General features: G+C 57.9%; 18 protein-coding genes. 12 read left to right on the top strand and 6 right to left on the bottom strand.

Going from position 1 to position 19,778, the window contains the following annotated elements; all coding sequences use genetic code 11:
• Positions 1-28: 28 nt before the first annotated feature.
• On the bottom strand, positions 29-262 hold the full coding sequence (locus tag ABLU88_RS07635) for an oxaloacetate decarboxylase subunit gamma (protein WP_254539688.1): 234 nt from the start codon (positions 260-262) through the stop codon (positions 29-31).
• Between the two features lie 160 nt (positions 263-422).
• Positions 423-1,763 (bottom strand): citrate/sodium symporter CitS, encoded by a 1,341-nt coding sequence (gene citS, locus ABLU88_RS07630; RefSeq protein ID WP_014837380.1) that lies wholly within the window; start codon positions 1,761-1,763, stop codon positions 423-425.
• A gap of 405 nt (positions 1,764-2,168) precedes the next feature.
• Between citS and citC the strand changes: the two genes are divergently transcribed.
• The 12 genes from citC to folA all read left to right on the top strand — a co-directional run bounded on the left by citC (position 2,169) and on the right by folA (position 16,607).
• On the top strand, positions 2,169-3,197 hold the full coding sequence (gene citC / locus ABLU88_RS07625; protein WP_047724528.1) for a [citrate (pro-3S)-lyase] ligase: 1,029 nt from the start codon (positions 2,169-2,171) through the stop codon (positions 3,195-3,197).
• Positions 3,198-3,226: 29 nt separating this feature from the next.
• Positions 3,227-3,520 carry a citrate lyase acyl carrier protein gene (citD, locus tag ABLU88_RS07620; protein ID WP_014227881.1) on the top strand — a complete coding sequence of 98 codons (294 nt, stop codon included), beginning with the start codon at positions 3,227-3,229 and terminating at the stop codon, positions 3,518-3,520.
• On the top strand, positions 3,517-4,386 hold the full coding sequence (gene citE / locus ABLU88_RS07615) for a citrate (pro-3S)-lyase subunit beta (protein ID WP_025106468.1): 870 nt from the start codon (positions 3,517-3,519) through the stop codon (positions 4,384-4,386). Before citD ends, citE begins: the two co-directional genes overlap by 4 nt.
• Before the next feature lie 10 nt (positions 4,387-4,396).
• On the top strand, positions 4,397-5,923 hold the full coding sequence (gene citF, locus ABLU88_RS07610; protein WP_085520376.1) for a citrate lyase subunit alpha: 1,527 nt from the start codon (positions 4,397-4,399) through the stop codon (positions 5,921-5,923).
• 19 nt (positions 5,924-5,942) lie between these two features.
• Positions 5,943-6,851: a triphosphoribosyl-dephospho-CoA synthase CitG gene (citG, locus tag ABLU88_RS07605; RefSeq protein WP_064380148.1), complete on the top strand. Its 909-nt coding sequence runs from the start codon at positions 5,943-5,945 to the stop codon at positions 6,849-6,851.
• 245 nt (positions 6,852-7,096) lie between these two features.
• Positions 7,097-7,918, top strand: coding sequence for a 4-hydroxy-tetrahydrodipicolinate reductase (gene dapB / locus ABLU88_RS07600; protein ID WP_004098517.1), 822 nt, complete (start codon positions 7,097-7,099; stop codon positions 7,916-7,918).
• 458 nt (positions 7,919-8,376) lie between these two features.
• Positions 8,377-9,525 (top strand): glutamine-hydrolyzing carbamoyl-phosphate synthase small subunit, encoded by a 1,149-nt coding sequence (gene carA, locus ABLU88_RS07595; protein ID WP_014837384.1) that lies wholly within the window; start codon positions 8,377-8,379, stop codon positions 9,523-9,525.
• A gap of 18 nt (positions 9,526-9,543) precedes the next feature.
• A complete protein-coding gene (carB, locus tag ABLU88_RS07590) occupies positions 9,544-12,768 on the top strand; it encodes a carbamoyl-phosphate synthase large subunit (RefSeq protein ID WP_014837385.1) in 3,225 nt (1,074 codons plus the stop codon).
• A gap of 387 nt (positions 12,769-13,155) precedes the next feature.
• Entirely contained in the window at positions 13,156-13,389 is a 234-nt protein-coding gene (locus ABLU88_RS07585) for a YgdI/YgdR family lipoprotein (RefSeq protein WP_014227888.1), read from the top strand.
• Positions 13,390-13,538: 149 nt separating this feature from the next.
• Positions 13,539-14,072: a glutathione-regulated potassium-efflux system oxidoreductase KefF gene (gene kefF, locus ABLU88_RS07580; protein WP_004098522.1), complete on the top strand. Its 534-nt coding sequence runs from the start codon at positions 13,539-13,541 to the stop codon at positions 14,070-14,072.
• On the top strand, positions 14,065-15,930 hold the full coding sequence (gene kefC, locus ABLU88_RS07575; protein WP_348836271.1) for a glutathione-regulated potassium-efflux system protein KefC: 1,866 nt from the start codon (positions 14,065-14,067) through the stop codon (positions 15,928-15,930). Before kefF ends, kefC begins: the two co-directional genes overlap by 8 nt.
• 197 nt (positions 15,931-16,127) lie before the next feature.
• Positions 16,128-16,607 carry a type 3 dihydrofolate reductase gene (gene folA, locus ABLU88_RS07570; protein ID WP_004098524.1) on the top strand — a complete coding sequence of 160 codons (480 nt, stop codon included), beginning with the start codon at positions 16,128-16,130 and terminating at the stop codon, positions 16,605-16,607.
• Positions 16,608-16,647: 40 nt separating this feature from the next.
• On the opposite strand, the gene apaH is transcribed toward folA, so the two are convergent.
• From apaH to pdxA, 4 genes are read right to left on the bottom strand one after another with little or no spacing between them, the layout of a single operon-like run.
• Positions 16,648-17,496, bottom strand: a complete 849-nt coding sequence (gene apaH, locus ABLU88_RS07565) for a bis(5'-nucleosyl)-tetraphosphatase (symmetrical) ApaH (RefSeq protein ID WP_014227890.1) — start codon at positions 17,494-17,496, stop codon at positions 16,648-16,650.
• Positions 17,497-17,499: 3 nt separating this feature from the next.
• Positions 17,500-17,877, bottom strand: a complete 378-nt coding sequence (apaG, locus tag ABLU88_RS07560; protein WP_004098526.1) for a Co2+/Mg2+ efflux protein ApaG — start codon at positions 17,875-17,877, stop codon at positions 17,500-17,502.
• Positions 17,878-17,879: 2 nt separating this feature from the next.
• Positions 17,880-18,701, bottom strand: a complete 822-nt coding sequence (rsmA, locus tag ABLU88_RS07555) for a 16S rRNA (adenine(1518)-N(6)/adenine(1519)-N(6))-dimethyltransferase RsmA (RefSeq protein WP_004098527.1) — start codon at positions 18,699-18,701, stop codon at positions 17,880-17,882.
• Positions 18,698-19,687 (bottom strand): 4-hydroxythreonine-4-phosphate dehydrogenase PdxA, encoded by a 990-nt coding sequence (gene pdxA, locus ABLU88_RS07550; protein WP_038423360.1) that lies wholly within the window; start codon positions 19,685-19,687, stop codon positions 18,698-18,700. Before pdxA ends, rsmA begins: the two co-directional genes overlap by 4 nt.
• Between the last annotated feature and the right edge of the window lie 91 nt (positions 19,688-19,778).

The raw sequence follows: 19,778 nt of genomic DNA, 5'->3' as shown, positions 1-19,778 counted from the left end.
TGGCAACGGTCATGGATTCCTCCGTGAATTAAGGGTTAAGTCGGCGATGGTGGTGGATAGCGGCGGCAATCACCGGCTTTAAGCGGGCGAAGTCGTCAGCGGGCGCGGCCTTCGGCGCTGGGGCCGGTTCCGGGAAGAAGCGGTTGACGGCGGCGGACATGCCGCGGATGGCGAAAATCAGCAGGAACAGAAACGCCAGCACGAACCCCATGCCGAGAAACATCAGGGTGAAGCCTTCACCCAGCAGTACAGCTTCAGTCATTGAAAGACCCTAAAGTAAGGGCACGACGGCGTGCCTGAAGGCTAACCAAACGATACTTCCGGCTAAGGAGTAGGGTGGATTTCCCGAAGCCGCCCCCGGCTCTGGACCCTAAAAAGCACCGCTGTGGTTGACGCTCAAACATCGCCATCGTGCGTGTTGGTTACATCATCATGCCGAACACGATGCTGGCAATGACCAGCACAATACCGCCGCCCAGACGGGAGGAGATTTGCGCATAAGATATAAGATTCATACGGTTACAGGCCGAGAGCACTTCCAGGTCGCCCGAGCCGCCGCGGTTGGCCATGCACAGACCGGCGGTGATCGCGGACTCAATCGGGAAGAAGCCAATCATCCAGCCGCCGACGGCTGCGCCGACGACCGCACCCACCACGATCACCGCCGCGATGATGACGTTCGCGAAGGTAATCGCGTCGATAATTTCCTGCAGGTCGGTGTAGCACACGCCGACGCCGACCATCAGTACCCACAGCAGCTGCTTAGAGAAGAAGTCAGACAAGCGTTTGGCCCCGGCTTTGATCTCCGGCGAGCAGAGGCCGGAAGCGTTCAGCGCCGCGACGATCAGCACCATCCAGGCGAAATAGTGGATAGAGACGCCGCCAATGCTTGGCAAAATTTTCTTGGCAATAACGTAGGCCAGCAGGAAACAGGTGGTGGCGAGCACCAGGCCGACGGCGGTTTCGCGATGGGTAATCTGGCCCGCTTTTTCATCGTCGTCGACTTTAAAGGAGGCTTTACGCACCAGTTCGCCTTCACCGCTCAGCCAGGTGTGTTTTTTACCGATAATATCGAGCAGCGCGGCAAAGACGATGGCAAAGATGTTGGCGATGGTCAGGATAGCAATCGCGGTGGAGTAGTACTCTTCACGCGAACGGCCGGTGACGGAGTGATAAATTTCAGACAGCGGCACCGCGCCCGCGCCGTTGCCGCCGCCCATAATCGGCAGGACGTACAGCATCATGATGCGGTCGATGGAGATACCGAAGCACAGGCCAATGATAATCCCGAAGATGGATGCGCCGAGGATCCCCATAAGGATCGTCGGAATATAACCCAGCAGCGATTTCAACAGCAGCTTACGGTTAACCGAGAGGATTGCGCCGGTAATCAATACTGCGATGAATAAGTTCAGGAAGTTACTTTTATCCATCACATTAGTGATTGCATCAATTTCTTTCTGGGTGAAAATGCCGGCGTAAACGAAATAGGCGGCCACGAGGAAGATCATCACCGGCGCGCCGCCAATATATTTATTGAAGATTGGCAGGCGTTTGCCAATTTCGCCAAAAACGGCGCCAATAATAAACATGATCGCGAAGCCACCAACAATGTCGGTCGGCAGGGCATTATAAAAGTGTGAAAGTAGTAAAGTGATTAACGCAAAGGCGTAAAGCGGTAGCGGCATGCCGAAGATTTTAAACCCCAGAATATCGCTAACCCCTTTTTTCTCCGCAGATGGAGCCTGGCTCATATTAGTCATATGACGTCACCCTGTTAAAAAAAGGAATATACACATCATCCTTCAAGCTGCCTCTTTGTTGGCAGCCTTCACTCACTCCAGTCACTTACTATGCGTAAGCTCCTGGGGATTCATTCAGTTACCGCCTCGATGCAACTTGAATGATTTTGTGTATTAATGCCGTTAGAAAAAACAATAATAGGACGGCGGCATAATAATAAATATGTTCCCCGGCGATATGTGATTATCTTCACTGATTAGTCGTGTTTTTAATTAATTTAATTGTTTTTATTCTTCTGAATTAATTAACAACATAAAAACCATAAAGCCAATTAAGGTACGCGGAAAAATGTGATTGAAATAAAAGAACCGCTGCGGGAACGATGGCGAAATACAGCTCGTTTTGGTCAATGAAGCGCGAAAAAAATGAATCTGATAGTAAAACGCGTCGCGGTACAGCTCGACCCCCGGCGGCGAGAGGCCGTTGACCTCTTTCTTCATCAGCACCAGCTCTCGCTGGAGGCGGACTGCGAATGGGCGATTATCGTCGAGTACCAGCGGCGCATTGTCGGCTGCGGCGCCATTGCCGGATGCGTTCTGAAGTGTATTGCCGTCGACCCGTCGCTGCAGGGGGAAGGGCTCAGCCTGAAGCTGCTGACTGAACTGATGACCCTGGCGTATGAGCTGGGCCGCAGCGAGCTGTTTCTGTTCACTAAACCCTATAACGCGGAGCTCTTCTCCTGCGCCGGGTTCTGGCCTATCGCCCGCGCGGGGGAGCAGGCCGTGTTAATGGAAAATAGCCGCGAACGTCTGGCCCGCTATTGCCGCCAGCTTACGATGTATCGTCAGCCCGGCGAAAAAATCGGCGCCATCGTGATGAACGCCAATCCCTTTACCCTGGGGCATCGTTGGCTGGTGGAGCAGGCGGCTCAACGCTGCGACTGGCTGCATCTGTTCGTGGTGAAGGAAGATGCTTCGTTTTTCCGCTACCGCGATCGCGTGGCGCTGATTGAACAGGGGATCGCCGGGATCGCCAACGTGACCCTGCATCCGGGGTCGGCCTATCTGATCTCGCGCGCCACTTTTCCCGGCTACTTCCTGAAAGACAAAGGCGTGGTTGACGATTGCCACAGCCAGATCGATCTGCAGCTCTTTCGCGAACGTTTAGCCCCGGCGCTGGGCGTGACCCACCGCTTTGTCGGCAGCGAACCGCTGTGTGAATTAACCCGTCGCTACAACCAGCGCATGCGCCAGCTGCTGGAAGCGCCCGGCGACGCGCCGGCGATTCAGGTGGTTGAGCTGGCGCGGGTTGAGAAAGAGGGCGCGCCCATTTCCGCTTCCCGGGTGCGCAGGCTGTATCAGCAGCGCCAGTGGTCGTCGATTGCGCCGCTGGTGCCGCCGGGAACCCTCTCTTTTCTGATGCATCTGGCGGAAAGCGAACACCAAACCGCCTGATTTACCTCCATAACTAAGGATCAGCCTCTATGGAAATGATGATTGACGCCCTGGCCGGCACGCTGGAATCCAGCGATGTGATGGTCAGGATCGGGCCTGCGAATGAGCCAGGTATTCAGCTTGAAATCGACAGCATTGTGAAGCAGCAGTTTGGCGCGGCGATTGAGCGGGTGGTCAGAGAGACGCTGACGCAGCTTGGCGTTACCCGGGCGAACGTCGTCGTCGATGATAAAGGCGCGCTCGAATGCGTACTGAAGGCTCGCGTTCAGGCCGCGGCGCTGCGCGCGGCGCAACAATCTCAACCGCACTGGAGTCAGCTATGAAACCTCGTCGCAGTATGCTGTTTATCCCCGGCGCCAACGCCGCGATGTTAAGCACCTCATTTGTTTACGGCGCTGACGCGGTGATGTTCGATCTCGAAGATGCCGTCTCGCTCCGTGAAAAAGATACCGCCCGCCTGCTGGTGCATCATGCGCTACAGCATCCGCTCTACCGGGACGTGGAAACCGTGGTGCGCATTAATCCGCTCAGCACGCCGTTTGGTCTCGCCGACCTTGAGGCGGTGGTGCGCGCGGGCGTCGATATGGTGCGCCTGCCGAAAACCGATAGCAAAGAAGATATCCATGAGCTGGAAGCGCAGGTCGAGCGGATTGAGCGCGAATGCGGCCGGGAAGTGGGCAGCACGAAATTAATGGCGGCGATAGAGTCGGCGCTGGGCGTAGTGAACGCGGTTGAGATCGCTCGCGCCAGCCCGCGCCTGTCGGCCATCGCGCTGGCGGCCTTCGATTACGTTATGGATATGGGCACCAGCCGCGGTGACGGCACCGAGCTGTTTTACGCCCGCTGCGCGGTGCTGCACGCGGCGCGCGTCGCCGGCATCGCGGCGTACGACGTGGTGTGGTCGGATATTAACAATGAAGAGGGTTTCCTCGCGGAAGCGAATCTGGCGAAGAATCTCGGCTTTAACGGTAAATCGCTGGTCAACCCGCGCCAGATTGAGCTGCTGCACCAGGTTTATGCCCCCACGCTGAAAGACGTTGAACATGCGCGGGAGGTGATCGCGGCGGCGGAAGAGGCGGAAGCGCGCGGTCTGGGCGTGGTATCGCTGAACGGCAAGATGATAGATGGACCGATTATCGATCATGCGCGCAAAGTCGTGGCGCTGTCGGCTTCCGGCATTCGTGATTAAGGAGTAAATAATGAAAGAGACCGTAGCAATGCTTAATCAGCAGTACGTGATGCCGGAAGGATTAGCGCCCTATGCGGGCGTGACGGCGCAGAGCCCGTGGCTGGCCAGCGAAAGCGAAAAGCGGCAGCGTAAAATCTGCGCCTCGCTGGAGGAGGCGATTCGCCGTTCCGGGCTGCAAAACGGCATGACCATCTCTTTTCACCACGCCTTCCGCGGCGGCGACAAGGTGGTCAATATGGTGGTGGCGAAGCTGGCTGAGATGGGTTTTCGCGATCTGACGCTGGCTTCAAGCTCGCTTATCGATGCCCACTGGCCGCTGATTGAGCATATTAAGAATGGCGTGATCCGGCAGATTTACACCTCGGGTCTGCGCGGTAAGCTGGGCGAAGCGATCTCCGCCGGCCTGATGGAAAACCCGGTACAAATCCACTCTCACGGCGGCCGGGCGCATTTAGTGCAAACCGGTGAGCTACGCATTGATGTGGCGTTCCTCGGCGTGCCGTGCTGCGATGAATATGGCAACGCCAACGGCTTTAGCGGTAAATCCCGCTGCGGATCGCTGGGCTACGCCAGAGTGGATGCCGAGGCCGCCGGATGCGTGGTGCTGCTCACCGAAGAGTGGGTAGATTATCCAAACTATCCGGCCAGCATCGCCCAGGATCGGGTGGATCTGATCGTGCAGGTCGATGAGGTCGGCGATCCGGCGAAAATCACCGCCGGGGCGATCCGTTTGACCAGCAACCCGCGCGAACTGCTGATCGCCCGCCAGGCGGCGAAGGTGATCGAACACTCTGGCTATTTCAAAGACGGTTTCTCTTTGCAGACGGGGACCGGCGGCGCATCGCTGGCGGTGACCCGTTTCCTCGAAGATAAGATGCGTCGTAACAACATTACCGCCAGCTTTGGTCTGGGCGGGATCACCGGCACGATGGTCGATCTGCACGAAAAGGGGCTGATCAAAGCGCTGCTGGATACCCAGTCTTTTGACGGCGATGCCGCGCGTTCGCTGGCCAATAACCCTAACCATATTGAAATTTCCGCTAATCAGTACGCCAATCCCGGTTCGAAAGGCGTCTCCTGCGAACGCCTGAACGTGGTGATGCTGAGCGCGCTGGAGATCGATACCGGATTCAACGTTAACGTGATGACCGGCTCCAACGGCGTGCTGCGCGGCGCGTCCGGCGGCCACAGCGATACGGCAGCGGGCGCGGATTTAACCATTATCACCGCGCCGCTGGTGCGTGGGCGCATCCCGTGCGTGGTGGAGAAGGTGCTGACTCGCGTGACGCCGGGCGCCAGCGTGGATGTGCTGGTCACCGATCACGGTATCGCCGTCAACCCGGCGCGTCAGGACCTGATTGATAACCTGCGTAACGCGGGTATCCCGCTGCTGACCATTGAAGAGCTGCAGCAGCGCGCCGAACTGTTGACCGGCAAGCCTGACCCGATCGCCTTCACCGATCGGGTGGTGGCCGTGGTGCGCTATCGCGACGGGTCAGTGATTGATGTCATTCATCAGGTTAAAAGCGCCGGTTAAACGCGCTGAGGAGAAAGGCATGAGCGAAGTGATGATAAGCCAGCGTCGCCCGTTGAGCCGTCAAACGGTGACGGCGGAGGAGATGGTTTCTCGCGTGGAACGGGCGCTGCTGACCGAAGTCCGCCTGACGCCGAAACCGGGCCTGGTGGATATTCGTAACGCCGGCGCGCATCGGGATATGGATCTGGCCTCTTTTGAGGCCAGCACGGCGGCTGTCGCGCCATGGATGGAGAAGTTTTTCATTATGGGCCACGACACGGCCAATATCACGCCGGAGCAGGTATTGACGATGCTGCGTCCGGTGGGCATGGCGTGCGAGACGGATATGCTGGAGGCTACCGGCGGGGTGAATACCCATCGCGGCGCGATCTTCGCTTTTGGCCTGCTCAGCGCGGCGGCGGGAAGGCTGGTGGCCAGAGGGGAGCCGGTTGAACAGCACCGGGTTTGCGATCGGGTGGCCCGCTTCTGCCGCGGCCTGGTCGGGCGCGAGCTCTCCTCTCCAGAAGGAATGAAGGTCAGTAAAGGCGAAGAGCATTTCCTGCGCTACGGGCTCTCCGGCGCCAGAGGCGAAGCGGAAAGCGGCTTTCGCACCGTGCGCACCCAGGCGATGCCGGTCTTCAATCGCGTTATGGCGGACACCGGCGATACCAATCTGGCGTTACTGCAGACTCTGCTGCACCTGATGGCCTGGAATGACGATACCAATCTGGTGTCGCGCGGCGGGCTGGAAGGGCTCAATTTTGTGCAGCAGCAGGCGCAAAAGCTGCTGTGGGAAGGCGGGGTGCTGACCGACGGCGGGCTGGAGGCGCTGCGCCGGCTGGATGATGAGCTGATTATTCGCCACCTTAGCCCGGGCGGCAGCGCCGACCTGCTGGCGGTCACCTGGTTCCTGTCCGGCTTCCCGGCCGGCGAGCTGTTCCTGCACTAATCGCTGCTTTTCTGTCGCCGTATTCCCCGGATTGGCTATACAGGGCCGGGCCGGGGTTGCGGACTGCGCGCGCTCCTCGCTTCTCACTACTCCACGGCAAATTCCCGGCACAATCTTATAGTTTTTACTGATATCGGCGGCAGTTTGTCATAAATTTCTAATTATCGGTGTTTTTGAGTAGCGGCCCATCAATGAGCTGGTTACTCTGAAAACAATTTACGTAGTGTTAACAAAAGAGAATAGCTATGCATGATGCACAAATCCGCGTGGCCATCGCGGGCGCGGGCGGCCGGATGGGACGCCAGTTAATTCAGGCGGTACAGCAGATGGACGGCGCGGCGCTTGGCGCGGCGCTGGAGCGCGAAGGTTCCTCGCTGCTCGGCAGCGATGCGGGCGAGCTGGCGGGCGCGGGCAGGTCAGGGGTGGTGGTGCAAAGCAGCCTTGAGGCGGTAAAAGACGATTTTGACGTTTTCATCGATTTTACCCGCCCGGAAGGCACGCTGGCCCATCTTGCGTTTTGCCGTCAACACGGCAAAGGCATGGTTATCGGTACCACCGGGTTTGACGACGCCGGGAAGCAGGCGATTCGCGACGCTTCGCAGGAGATCGCCATCGTGTTTGCCGCCAACTTCAGCGTCGGCGTCAACGTGATGCTTAAGCTGCTGGAAAAAGCGGCGAAGGTGATGGGCGACTATACCGATATTGAGATTATCGAAGCGCATCATCGTCACAAAGTGGATGCGCCATCGGGTACGGCGCTGGCGATGGGCGAGGCGATTGCCGGAGCGCTGGATAAAGATCTGAAAGCGTGTGCGGTCTACAGTCGCGAAGGCTATACCGGCGAACGCGTTCCCGGCACCATCGGCTTTGCGACCGTGCGCGCCGGGGATATCGTCGGCGAACATACGGCGATGTTTGCGGATATCGGCGAACGTATTGAGATCAGCCATAAGGCTTCCAGCCGGATGACTTTTGCAAATGGTGCCGTTCGTTCTGCATTATGGCTAAAAGGCAAGAAAAACGGTCTTTTTGATATGCGTGATGTGCTTGAATTGAACTCTTTATAACGATTATTACCCATCGTGATGTGGTTATTGCTTTCAATAAGTAATTGATTGCAAAGGGCAATGTTTTATTGCCCTTTTTTATTTTTGGTGTTTAACCGTTTTTTTTATCGCCAAGCCTGAAAAATACTATCTTATCCGCCTTGTTTTTGTTGTTTTATTGTAAATTTTGACCATATGGTCTACTTTTTCAATCCCTGCCCGGCGATTTTACAAACATCCTCCTCCGCAAGCGTTTTCCCGGGCGAGTTAGGTGATCTTTTTGCCCGTTAAGGCAGGTATTACTGAATAGTGGCCTGAAACAAGATTAAAAATATCCGCTTTAAGTTGACTTTTACCCGCCATCTCTCCAGAATGCCGCCGTTTGCCAAAATTCTGCGGGCAACAGATTTGCATTGATTCAGATCTACATTATGAATTAATATGCAAATAAAGTGAGTGGATATTCTCTGGAGGGTGTTTTGATTAAGTCAGCGCTATTGGTTCTGGAAGACGGAACCCAGTTTCACGGTCGGGCCATTGGGGCTACCGGCACGGCGGTTGGGGAAGTCGTTTTCAATACTTCAATGACCGGTTATCAAGAAATCCTCACTGATCCTTCCTATTCCCGCCAAATCGTCACTCTAACTTATCCCCATATCGGCAACGTCGGCACCAATGCCGCCGATGAAGAATCTTCTCAGGTACATGCGCAGGGTCTGGTCATTCGCGATCTGCCGCTGATTGCCAGCAACTTCCGCAATACCGAAGACCTCTCTTCTTATCTGAAGCGCCACAATATCGTGGCGATTGCCGATATCGATACCCGTAAGCTGACCCGCCTGCTGCGCGAAAAAGGCGCGCAGAACGGCTGCATCATCGCCGGCGATAGCCCGGATGCGCAGCTGGCGCTGGAAAAAGCGAAAGCGTTCCCGGGCCTCAACGGCATGGATCTGGCGAAGGAAGTGACCACCGCAGAAACCTACAGCTGGACGCAGGGGAGCTGGACGCTGGCGGGCGACCTGCCGGAAGCTAAAGCGGAAAGCGAGCTGCCGTTCCACGTGGTGGCCTACGATTTCGGTGCCAAGCGCAACATCCTGCGCATGCTGGTCGATCGCGGCTGCCGTCTGACGGTGGTGCCGGCAAAGACCTCCGCTGAAGAGGTGCTGAAGATGAATCCGGACGGTATCTTCCTGTCCAACGGTCCCGGCGACCCGGCGCCCTGCGACTACGCTATCGCAGCGATTGAGAAGTTCCTGGAGACCGATATTCCGGTATTCGGCATCTGCCTCGGCCACCAGCTGCTGGCCCTGGCGAGCGGCGCGAAGACCGTGAAGATGAAGTTCGGCCACCACGGCGGCAACCATCCGGTAAAAGATATTGATAATAACGTGGTGATGATCACCGCGCAGAACCACGGCTTTGCGGTGGATGAGGCGTCTATGCCCGCCCATCTGCGCGTGACCCACAAGTCGCTGTTCGACGGCACCCTGCAGGGGATTCACCGTACCGATAAACCGGCGTTCAGCTTCCAGGGACATCCGGAGGCGAGCCCCGGCCCGCACGATGCCGCACCGCTGTTCGACCATTTTATCGAATTAATTGAGCAGTACCGTCAGTCCGCGAAATAATCAGGAGTTAAGAGAGCCATGCCAAAACGTACAGATATAAAAAGCATCCTGATTCTGGGCGCGGGCCCGATTGTTATCGGTCAGGCGTGCGAGTTTGACTACTCCGGCGCCCAGGCGTGTAAAGCGCTGCGCGAAGAGGGCTACCGCGTTATTCTGGTGAACTCTAACCCGGCCACTATCATGACCGACCCGGAAATGGCCGATGCCACCTACATCGAGCCGATTCACTGGGAAGTGGTGCGCAAGATCATTGAGAAAGAGCGTCCGGATGCGGTTCTGCCGACCATGGGCGGCCAGACGGCGCTGAACTGCGCGCTGGAGCTGGAGCGTCAGGGCGTGCTGGCCGAGTTCGGCGTGACCATGATTGGCGCGACCGCCGACGCGATTGATAAAGCCGAAGACCGCCGCCGTTTCGACGTGGCGATGAAGAAAATCGGTCTCGATACCGCGCGTTCCGGTATCGCGCATACCATGGAAGAAGCGCTGGCGGTTGCCGCTGAAGTTGGCTTCCCGTGCATCATCCGTCCGTCCTTTACGATGGGCGGCACCGGCGGCGGTATCGCCTACAACCGCGAAGAGTTCGAAGAGATCTGCGAACGCGGTCTGGATCTCTCGCCGACCAACGAGCTGCTGATTGATGAATCGCTGATCGGCTGGAAAGAGTACGAGATGGAAGTGGTGCGTGATAAAAACGACAACTGCATCATCGTCTGCTCCATCGAAAACTTCGACGCGATGGGCATCCACACCGGCGACTCCATCACCGTGGCGCCGGCGCAGACCCTGACCGACAAAGAGTACCAAATCATGCGTAACGCCTCGATGGCGGTACTGCGTGAAATCGGCGTAGAGACCGGCGGTTCCAACGTTCAGTTCTCGGTGAACCCGAAAGATGGTCGCCTGATCGTTATCGAAATGAACCCGCGCGTCTCCCGCTCCTCGGCGCTGGCCTCGAAAGCCACCGGCTTCCCGATCGCTAAAGTGGCGGCGAAGCTGGCGGTTGGTTACACCCTTGATGAGCTGATGAACGATATCACCGGCGGCCGCACCCCGGCGTCGTTTGAGCCGTCCATCGACTACGTCGTGACCAAAATCCCACGCTTCAACTTTGAAAAATTCGTCGGCGCGAACGACCGTCTGACCACCCAGATGAAGTCGGTGGGCGAAGTGATGGCGATTGGCCGTACCCAGCAGGAGTCCCTGCAGAAAGCGCTGCGCGGCCTGGAAGTGGGCGCTACCGGTTTCGACCCGAAAGTGAGCCTCGATGACCCGGAAGCGTTGACCAAGATTCGCCGCGAGCTGAAAGACGCGGGCGCTGAGCGTATCTGGTACATCGCTGACGCTTTCCGCGCGGGCCTCTCCGTTGATGGCGTGTTCAACCTGACCAATATCGACCGCTGGTTCCTGGTGCAGATTGAAGAGCTGGTGCGTCTGGAAGAGAAAGTGGCTGAAGTCGGTATTACCGGCCTCGACGCCGACTTCCTGCGTCAGCTCAAGCGTAAAGGCTTTGCCGATGCGCGTCTGGCGAAGCTGGCTGGCGTGCGCGAAGCGGAAATCCGCAAGCTGCGCGACCAGTATGACCTGCACCCGGTCTACAAGCGCGTGGATACCTGCGCGGCGGAATTCGCTACCGACACCGCCTACATGTACTCCACTTATGAAGACGAGTGCGAAGCCAACCCGTCCGTTGACCGCGACAAAATCATGGTGCTCGGCGGCGGCCCGAACCGTATCGGCCAGGGCATCGAGTTCGACTACTGCTGCGTCCATGCCTCTCTGGCGCTGCGCGAAGACGGCTACGAGACCATTATGGTCAACTGTAACCCGGAAACCGTCTCTACCGACTACGACACCTCCGACCGCCTCTACTTTGAGCCGGTGACGCTGGAAGACGTGCTGGAAATCGTGCGCATTGAGAAGCCGAAAGGCGTTATCGTGCAGTACGGCGGCCAGACGCCGCTGAAGCTGGCGCGCGCGCTGGAAGCGGCAGGCGTGCCGGTTATCGGCACCAGCCCGGATGCTATCGACCGTGCGGAAGACCGCGAGCGCTTCCAGCACGCGGTTGACCGCCTGAAGCTGAAGCAGCCGGCGAACGCCACCGTGACCGCGATCGAAATGGCGGTCGAAAAGGCGAAAGAGATTGGCTACCCGCTGGTGGTGCGTCCGTCCTACGTTCTCGGCGGCCGCGCGATGGAAATCGTCTACGACGAAATCGACCTGCGTCGCTACTTCCAGACCGCCGTCAGCGTCTCTAACGATGCGCCGGTGCTGCTGGACCGCTTCCTTGACGATGCGGTTGAAGTCGACGTCGATGCGATCTGCGACGGCGAAATGGTGCTGATTGGCGGTATCATGGAGCATATTGAGCAGGCGGGCGTGCACTCCGGCGACTCCGCGTGTTCGCTGCCGGCCTACACCCTGAGCCAGGAAATTCAGGACGTGATGCGCGAGCAGGTGCAGAAGCTGGCCTTTGAGCTGCAGGTGCGCGGCCTGATGAACGTGCAGTTTGCGGTCAAAAACAACGAAGTCTACCTGATTGAAGTCAACCCGCGCGCGGCGCGTACCGTCCCGTTCGTCTCGAAAGCCACCGGCGTACCGCTGGCGAAAGTCGCGGCGCGCGTGATGGCCGGGAAAACGCTGGCTCAGCAGGGCGTCACGAAAGAGATCATCCCACCGTACTATTCAGTGAAAGAGGTGGTGCTGCCGTTTAACAAATTCCCGGGCGTCGACCCGCTGTTAGGGCCAGAAATGCGCTCTACCGGTGAAGTCATGGGCGTAGGTCGCACCTTCGCGGAAGCGTTCGCCAAGGCGCAGCTGGGCAGCAACTCGACGATGAAGAAACAGGGACGCGCGCTGCTCTCCGTTCGCGAAGGCGACAAAGAGCGCGTGGTGGATCTGGCGGCAAAACTGCTGAAGTTTGGTTTCGAGCTGGATGCGACCCACGGTACCGCGATTGTGCTGGGCGAAGCCGGCATCAACCCGCGTCTGGTGAACAAGGTGCATGAAGGCCGTCCGCACATTCAGGACCGCATCAAGAATGGCGAATACACCTACATCATCAACACCACCGCGGGCCGCCAGGCGATTGAAGACTCCAAGCTGATTCGCCGCAGCGCCCTGCAATACAAAGTGCACTACGACACCACGCTGAACGGCGGTTTCGCGACCGCAATGGCGCTGAATGCCAATGCGATGGAAAAAGTGACCTCGGTGCAGGAAATGCACGCGCAGATTAAAAAGTAATATTATCTGCCAGTAAAAGCGCCTCCGGTGGCCACGCCGGAGGCGCTTTTTTTTGCGTGACGATAAGCCTGGGCGGAATAAAGTGACGCTCCCCGCGGCGCTGAACGTCGAACAAAAACAGGGGGATCGGCGTTAACAGGCCACTTCGGAGAGTTCTGGTTTTCTCTCGCCGGACAGTCAGCTAGCCTAAAGGGGTTAGGGTGATAATGAATATGACTTAGAGCCTATCCCAGTAGGCGTTATTGGCGCAGCCAGTTTGGATACGGACAGCGCGGAGAAACCGGAGCGTACATGTAGTACGTGAGGATTTCGAGCACTGCCCAGGTCCAAAATGGCAAGTGAAATAGTCCTAATGGGATAGGCTCTTAATAACGGGAGAGAAACACCATGCACAACAAGCCCCTCACCGCTGCTATCTTCGCCGCTGCCGCACTTTTCACCGTGGCCGGCTGTTCATCTAATCAGTCGCTAAAAACGACCGACGGTAAAACCATTGTCACCGATGGCAAACCGCAGGTGGATGACGACACTGGCCTGGTGTCCTACAAAAACGCGGAAACCGGCCGCACCGAGCAGATCAATCGCGATCAGGTTAAGTCCATGGACGAACTGGATAACTAAGCGTTATCCACGGCCCCGTACCGCGGGGTCACGCTTGCCTGACCGATCCTCGCCCTGAACGAGAGATAAATCACACTTATCACTGTAAGCGGTTCGATTAACTGTCTACACTCTTGCTGATTACAACAAGAGCTAACGCAGGCTAATCAATGATCCTCATAATTTATGCGCACCCTTATCCGCAGCACTCGCATGCGAATAAGCGGATGCTTGAGCAGGCAGGGACGCTTGACGGCGTCGAGATACGCTCTCTCTATCAACTTTACCCCGATTTCAATATCGATATCGCTGCCGAGCAGGCGGCGCTGGCCCGTGCCGATCTGGTCATCTGGCAGCATCCGATGCAGTGGTACAGCGTGCCGCCGCTGCTCAAGCTGTGGATGGACAAAGTGCTGGCGCACGGCTGGGCATACGGGCACAACGGTATCGCGCTGCGCGGTAAATCGCTGATGTGGGCGGTGACCACCGGCGGCGGCGAAAGCCACTTTGATATTGGTTCCTTTCCCGGTTTCGACGTCCTGGCGCAGCCGCTGCAGGCGACCGCGCTGTATTGCGGCATGAAATGGCTGCCGCCGTTCGCGATGCATTGCACTTTTATCTGCGATGACGAAACCCTTCAGGCGCAGGCGCGCCACTACCGTCAACGTTTAATCGAATGGCAGGAGGCGCACAATAATGGATAGCCATACGCTGATACAGGCGCTGATCTATTTAGGATCCGCCGCGCTGATCGTGCCGATTGCCGTACGCCTTGGGCTGGGGTCGGTGCTTGGCTACTTAATTGCCGGCTGTATTATTGGCCCGTGGGGGCTGCGGCTGGTCACCGACGCCGAGTCGATTCTGCACTTTGCGGAAATCGGCGTGGTGCTGATGCTTTTTGTTATCGGTCTTGAGCTCGATCCCCAGCGGCTGTGGAAACTGCGCGCCTCGGTGTTCGGCGGCGGGGCGCTGCAGATGGTCGTCTGCGGCGTGCTGATTGGCCTGTTCTGCATGTCGCTGGGTCTGCGCTGGCAGGTTGCCGAGCTGATTGGTATGACCCTGGCGCTCTCCTCAACGGCGATCGCAATGCAGGCGATGAACGAACGTAACCTGACGGTTACCCAGCTGGGCCGCAGCGCCTTTGCGGTGCTGCTGTTCCAGGATATCGCCGCCATTCCTCTGGTGGCGATGATCCCGCTGCTGGCGGCGAGCGGCGGCTCGACGACGCTGGGCGCGTTTGCGCTCTCGGCCCTGAAAGTGGCGGGCGCGCTGGCGCTGGTGGTGGCGCTCGGACGCTATCTGACCCGGCCGATGCTGCGTTTTGTCGCGCGCTCCGGCCTGCGTGAAGTCTTCAGCGCCGTGGCGCTGTTCCTGGTGTTTGGCTTCGGGCTGCTGCTGGAAGAGGTCGGGCTGTCGATGGCGATGGGGGCCTTCCTCGCCGGCGTGCTGCTGGCGAGCTCGGAGTACCGCCACGCCCTGGAGAGCGATATTGAACCGTTTAAGGGCCTGCTGCTGGGGCTGTTTTTTATCGGCGTCGGGATGTCTATCGACTTCGGTACCCTGGTGACGCATCCGCTGCGGATCCTGATTCTGCTGGTGGGATTCCTGGTCATTAAATCCCTGATGCTGTGGCTGATCGCCCGGCCGTTAGGCGTTCCGCGCGCCCAGCGCCGCTGGTTTGCGGTGCTGCTGGGGCAGGGGAGCGAATTCGCCTTTGTGGTCTTCGGCGCGGCGCAGATGGCCGATGTCCTGGACGGCGAATGGGCGAAGGCGCTGACCCTCGCGGTGGCGCTATCAATGGCGGCCACGCCAATCCTGCTGGTGCTGCTGACCCGCCTGGAGAAATCCGCCAGCGGCCAGGAGCGCGAAGCCGATGAAATTGACGAAGAGCAGCCGCGGGTGATTATCGCCGGCTTTGGTCGTTACGGGCAGATCGCCGGCCGCGTACTGCTCTCCAGCGGGGTGAAGATGGTGATTCTCGATCACGATCCTGACCACGTCGACACCCTGCGTAAATTTGATATGAAGGTGTTCTACGGCGATGCGACGCGGGTGGACCTGCTGGAGTCGGCGGGGGCGGAAAAGGCGGAAGTGCTGATTAACGCCATCGACGATCCGCAGACGAACCTGCAGCTGACGGAGCTGGCAAAAGAACATTTCCCGCATCTGCAGATCATCTCCCGCGCCCGCGATGTCGATCATTACATCAAGCTGCGCCAGGCCGGGGTCGAAGCGCCGGAGCGTGAAACCTTCGAAGCGGCGCTGAAGTCCGGACGCATGACGCTGGAGGCGCTGGGCCTGGGCGCCTACGAGGCCCGCGAACGGGCCGATCTGTTCCGCCGTTTCAATCTGCAAATGGTGGAAGAGATGGTGGCGATGGCGGAAAACGACTCGGCTTCCCGGGTGGCGGTATTCAAGCGCACCAGCGATATGCTGACCGGCATTATCAACGAAGACCGCAATCATTTATCGCTGGTTCAGCGTCACGGCTGGCAAGGAACGGAAGAGGGACGGCATACCGGTGACATCGCCGATGAGCCGCAAAATAAGCCCTCGGCATAAGGGAGAATTCAGGGTGTTACGTTAGCTTTACAAGTAACATTTTGTTTTCAATTTAAATCCTGCCTGGCGGCTCACGGGGCTTACGTGGGCTCGCCAGCAAATCTTAAAATTTTCTGATTCTTTACTCTTCGCCCAGTCGACGAAGTATTACGCTTTCCGTATAGTGGCGACAATTTTTTGCATTCGGGAATTATTCAATGATCAGTCTGATTGCGGCGTTAGCGGTAGATCGCGTCATTGGTATGGAAAACGCCATGCCATGGAATCTGCCTGCCGATCTCGCCTGGTTTAAGCGCAATACCTTAAACAAACCGGTAGTGATGGGACGTCTTACCTGGGAATCCATCGGTCGTCCGTTACCGGGGCGTAAAAATATCGTGATTAGCAGCCAGCCCGGCACCGACGATCGCGTGCAGTGGGTCAAATCGGTCGATGAAGCCATTGCCGCCTGCGGCGACGTGGAAGAGATGATGGTGATCGGCGGCGGACGCGTGTACGAGCAGTTCCTGCCGAAAGCGCACAAGCTCTATCTGACCCATATTGATGCGGAAGTGGAAGGGGATACCCACTTCCCGGATTACGATCCGGATGAGTGGGAGTCGGTATTCAGCGAGTTCCACGATGCCGATGCGCAGAATTCCCATAGCTACTGCTTCGAGATTCTGGAGCGCCGCTAAGGTTTTCCCCGGTGACGTTCGCTCACCGGGGTGACTCTCTTCAGGAGGCGATCGCCTCGCCTTCATCAAGATTGCTCTGCCGGTTCGATCGCTGCGTGAAGTACGTTTTATCTTCCCAGCGCAGGCAGGTCAGATCGCCGCCCCAGCAGCAGCCGGTATCCAGCGCGTAAATCCCTTCCGGCGTGCCTTTCCCTTCCAGCGAAGCCCAATGACCGAAGGCAATACTGTACTCGCTGGCCACCGGCCCGGGAATAGCAAACCACGGCTTGAGCGGCGCGGGCGCGTTTTCCGGCGCCTCCTTGGCGTACATATCCAGTTGCCCGTTCGGGAAGCAGTAGCGCATGCGGGTAAAGGCGTTGGAGATAAAGCGCAGGCGCGCCAGGCCGCTGAGTTCGTTGCTCCAGTTGTTCGGCATATCGCCGTACATCGCATCGAGGAAGAACGGATAGGAGTCGCTGGCAAGTACGGCTTCCACATCGCGGGCGCACTGTTTGGCGGTTTCCAGATCCCACTGCGGGGTGATCCCGGCATGGGCCATGACCAGCTTTTTCTCTTCATCGATTTGCATCATCGGCTGACGACGCAGCCAGTTGAGCAGATCGTCGGCGTCCGGCGCCTCAAGCAGCGATTTCAGCCGATCCTTGGGTTTATTGCGGCTAATGCCCGCAAAGACCGCCAGCAGGTGCAGGTCATGATTGCCCAGAACGAGGCGTACGCTATCGCCAAGCTGTTTCACGAAACGCAGTACTTCGAGCGAACCGGGGCCGCGCGCGACCAGGTCGCCCGTGAGCCACAGCGTATCAGTCTCAGGGTTAAACTCCACCTGCTCTAATAATGCGATCAGTTCATCGTAGCAACCGTGAACGTCGCCAATAAGGTATGTAGACATGTTTTAATGGATGAGAGTGGGTACTGCGAGACGGAAAACAGGGATTTCGATGGTGAACGGCGCGCCGTTCACATCGATCATCGCATAATGTCCCTGCATGGTGCCCAGCGGCGTTTCAATGACCGCGCCGCTGGTATATTGATATTCGCCGCCGGCCGGAATATGCGGCTGCTCGCCGACCACGCCTTCACCCTGGACTTCGGTCTCACGACCGTGGCCGTTGGTGATAAGCCAGTAGCGGCCAAGAAGCTGAACCTGCGTCCGCCCCAGATTGCGAATGGTCACGGTATAAGCGAAGACGTAGCGCTCTTCTTGCGGAGAAGATTGCGATTCGATGTAGACGCTTTGCACCTGTACACAAACTCGGGGCGAATTAATCATGGTTAGCTCTCCTTGGTGGGCGCGTTCTCAGATAACCAGTTAGCTAGCTGACAGTACTGCGCTACGGAAATATTCTCTGCGCGCTTCGCCGGATCGATGCCCAGTTCGGTCAGAACCTCAACGCTGAACAGGTTGCCGAGACTGTTGCGGATCGTTTTCCGACGCTGGTTAAAGGCTTCCGTCGTGATACGGCTCAGTACGCGCACTTCTTTCACCGGATGCGGCAGCGTGCGGTAAGGCACCAGACGCACCACGGCGGAATCGACTTTAGGCGGCGGCGTAAAGGCGCTCGGCGGAACTTCAAGCACCGGAATGATCTGGCAGTAGTACTGCGCCATTACGCTTAACCGACCATACGCCTTACTGTTCGGCCCGGCAACCAGGCGATTGACGACCTCTTTTTGCAGCATAAAGTGCATATCGGCAATGGCATCAGTATAGCTGAACAGATGGAACATCAGCGGGGTCGAGATGTTGTACGGCAGGTTGCCGAATACGCGCAGCGGCTGGCCCATACTCTGCGACAGCTCGCCGAAGTTCATGGTCATCGCGTCCTGCTGATAAATCGTCAGCTTAGGTCCGAGGAACGGATGCGTCTGAAGACGAGCGGCCAGATCGCGGTCCAGCTCGATAACGGTGAGCTGGTCGAGGCGTTCACCGACCGGTTCAGTCAGCGCGGCGAGGCCGGGGCCGATTTCAACAATCGCCTGGCCTTTTTGTGGATTGATGGCCGAGACAATGCTGTCGATCACAAACTGATCGTTGAGAAAGTTTTGCCCGAAGCGTTTACGGGCTAAGTGGCCCTGATGGACTCGATTATTCATTGAGTATTAACAATCATTTTAATGGCGAGATTAAGCGCCGTGATAAAACTGCCGACTTCCGCTTTCCCCTGGCCCGCAAGTTCAAGCGCGGTGCCGTGGTCAACGGAAGTGCGAATAAATGGTAAACCGAGCGTAATGTTCACGCCGCGGCCAAAGCCCTGGTATTTTAGCACGGGCAGGCCCTGATCGTGATACATCGCGAGTACCGCATCGGCTTGGTCGAGGTATTTCGGCTGAAACAGGGTATCCGCCGGCAGCGGGCCGCTGAGATTCATCCCCTTCGCGCGCATCTCTTCGAGCACCGGAATGATGGTATCGATCTCTTCCATCCCCATATGGCCGCCTTCGCCCGCGTGCGGGTTCAGGCCGCAAACCAGCACGTGCGGGTTGCTGATACCAAATTTGGTGCGCAGATCGTGATCCAGGATAGTGATGATTTCCCGCAGCAGCTCAGGGGTAATCGCATCGCTTATCGCTTTTAGCGGCAGGTGAGTGGTCACCAGCGCCACGCGCAGCGCTTCGGTCGCCAGCATCATCACCACTTTACTGGCCTGCGAGCGCTCTTCAAAGAACTCGGTATGACCGGTAAAGGCGATCCCCGCATCGTTAATAATGCCCTTGTGCACCGGCCCGGTAATCAGCGCGGCGAATTCGCCGTTCAGACAGCCATCGCAGGCGCGGGCCAGCGTTTCCACCACGTAGCTGCCGTTGCTGACGTTGAGCACGCCCGGTTCAACCGGCGCGTTGAGCGCGACGGGGAGAAGGGTCAGGGTGCCTGCACGCTGCGGCGTAGCGGGAGCGGTGGGGTTGTATGGCAGAAGCGATAAAGGAAGACCGAGCAGGTTCGCCCGGTCAGACAGCAGAGCGCCATCGGCGCAGATCACCAGCTCTACCGGCCAGTCGCGCTGCGCAAGCTGCACAACGAGGTCGGGGCCAATCCCGGCGGGTTCACCGGGAGTGATAACAACTCGATTCATACACGTCATCCTTCAGGCGGTCTCTTACTGGCTGCGCTTCGTCGCCCCCGTCAGAGACCGGGGCGATTTGCTCAGCCGCCTCGATACACCCTGAGCGATG

This window comes from Klebsiella sp. GW_Kp182 (assembly GCF_040062275.1).
Taxonomy (GTDB): domain Bacteria; phylum Pseudomonadota; class Gammaproteobacteria; order Enterobacterales; family Enterobacteriaceae; genus Klebsiella; species Klebsiella michiganensis.
This window is presented reverse-complemented; position numbering and strand designations above follow the sequence as displayed.

Bases quoted from the DNA above. Each gene is read 5' to 3' on its own strand.
- rsmA (WP_004098527.1), bottom strand. From the start codon at position 18,701: ATGAATAATCGAGTCCATCAGGGCCACTTAGCCCGTAAACGCTTCGGG.
- ABLU88_RS07585 (WP_014227888.1), top strand. From the start codon at position 13,156: ATGCACAACAAGCCCCTCACCGCTGCTATCTTCGCCGCTGCCGCACTT.
- citS (WP_014837380.1), bottom strand. From the start codon at position 1,763: ATGACTAATATGAGCCAGGCTCCATCTGCGGAGAAAAAAGGGGTTAGC.
- citF (WP_085520376.1), top strand. From the start codon at position 4,397: ATGAAAGAGACCGTAGCAATGCTTAATCAGCAGTACGTGATGCCGGAA.
- kefC (WP_348836271.1), top strand. From the start codon at position 14,065: ATGGATAGCCATACGCTGATACAGGCGCTGATCTATTTAGGATCCGCC.
- ABLU88_RS07635 (WP_254539688.1), bottom strand. From the start codon at position 262: ATGACTGAAGCTGTACTGCTGGGTGAAGGCTTCACCCTGATGTTTCTC.
- apaG (WP_004098526.1), bottom strand. From the start codon at position 17,877: ATGATTAATTCGCCCCGAGTTTGTGTACAGGTGCAAAGCGTCTACATC.
- pdxA (WP_038423360.1), bottom strand. From the start codon at position 19,687: ATGACGTGTATGAATCGAGTTGTTATCACTCCCGGTGAACCCGCCGGG.
- carB (WP_014837385.1), top strand. From the start codon at position 9,544: ATGCCAAAACGTACAGATATAAAAAGCATCCTGATTCTGGGCGCGGGC.
- dapB (WP_004098517.1), top strand. From the start codon at position 7,097: ATGCATGATGCACAAATCCGCGTGGCCATCGCGGGCGCGGGCGGCCGG.
- kefF (WP_004098522.1), top strand. From the start codon at position 13,539: ATGATCCTCATAATTTATGCGCACCCTTATCCGCAGCACTCGCATGCG.
- citD (WP_014227881.1), top strand. From the start codon at position 3,227: ATGGAAATGATGATTGACGCCCTGGCCGGCACGCTGGAATCCAGCGAT.
- apaH (WP_014227890.1), bottom strand. From the start codon at position 17,496: ATGTCTACATACCTTATTGGCGACGTTCACGGTTGCTACGATGAACTG.
- citC (WP_047724528.1), top strand. From the start codon at position 2,169: ATGAATCTGATAGTAAAACGCGTCGCGGTACAGCTCGACCCCCGGCGG.
- citG (WP_064380148.1), top strand. From the start codon at position 5,943: ATGAGCGAAGTGATGATAAGCCAGCGTCGCCCGTTGAGCCGTCAAACG.
- citE (WP_025106468.1), top strand. From the start codon at position 3,517: ATGAAACCTCGTCGCAGTATGCTGTTTATCCCCGGCGCCAACGCCGCG.
- folA (WP_004098524.1), top strand. From the start codon at position 16,128: ATGATCAGTCTGATTGCGGCGTTAGCGGTAGATCGCGTCATTGGTATG.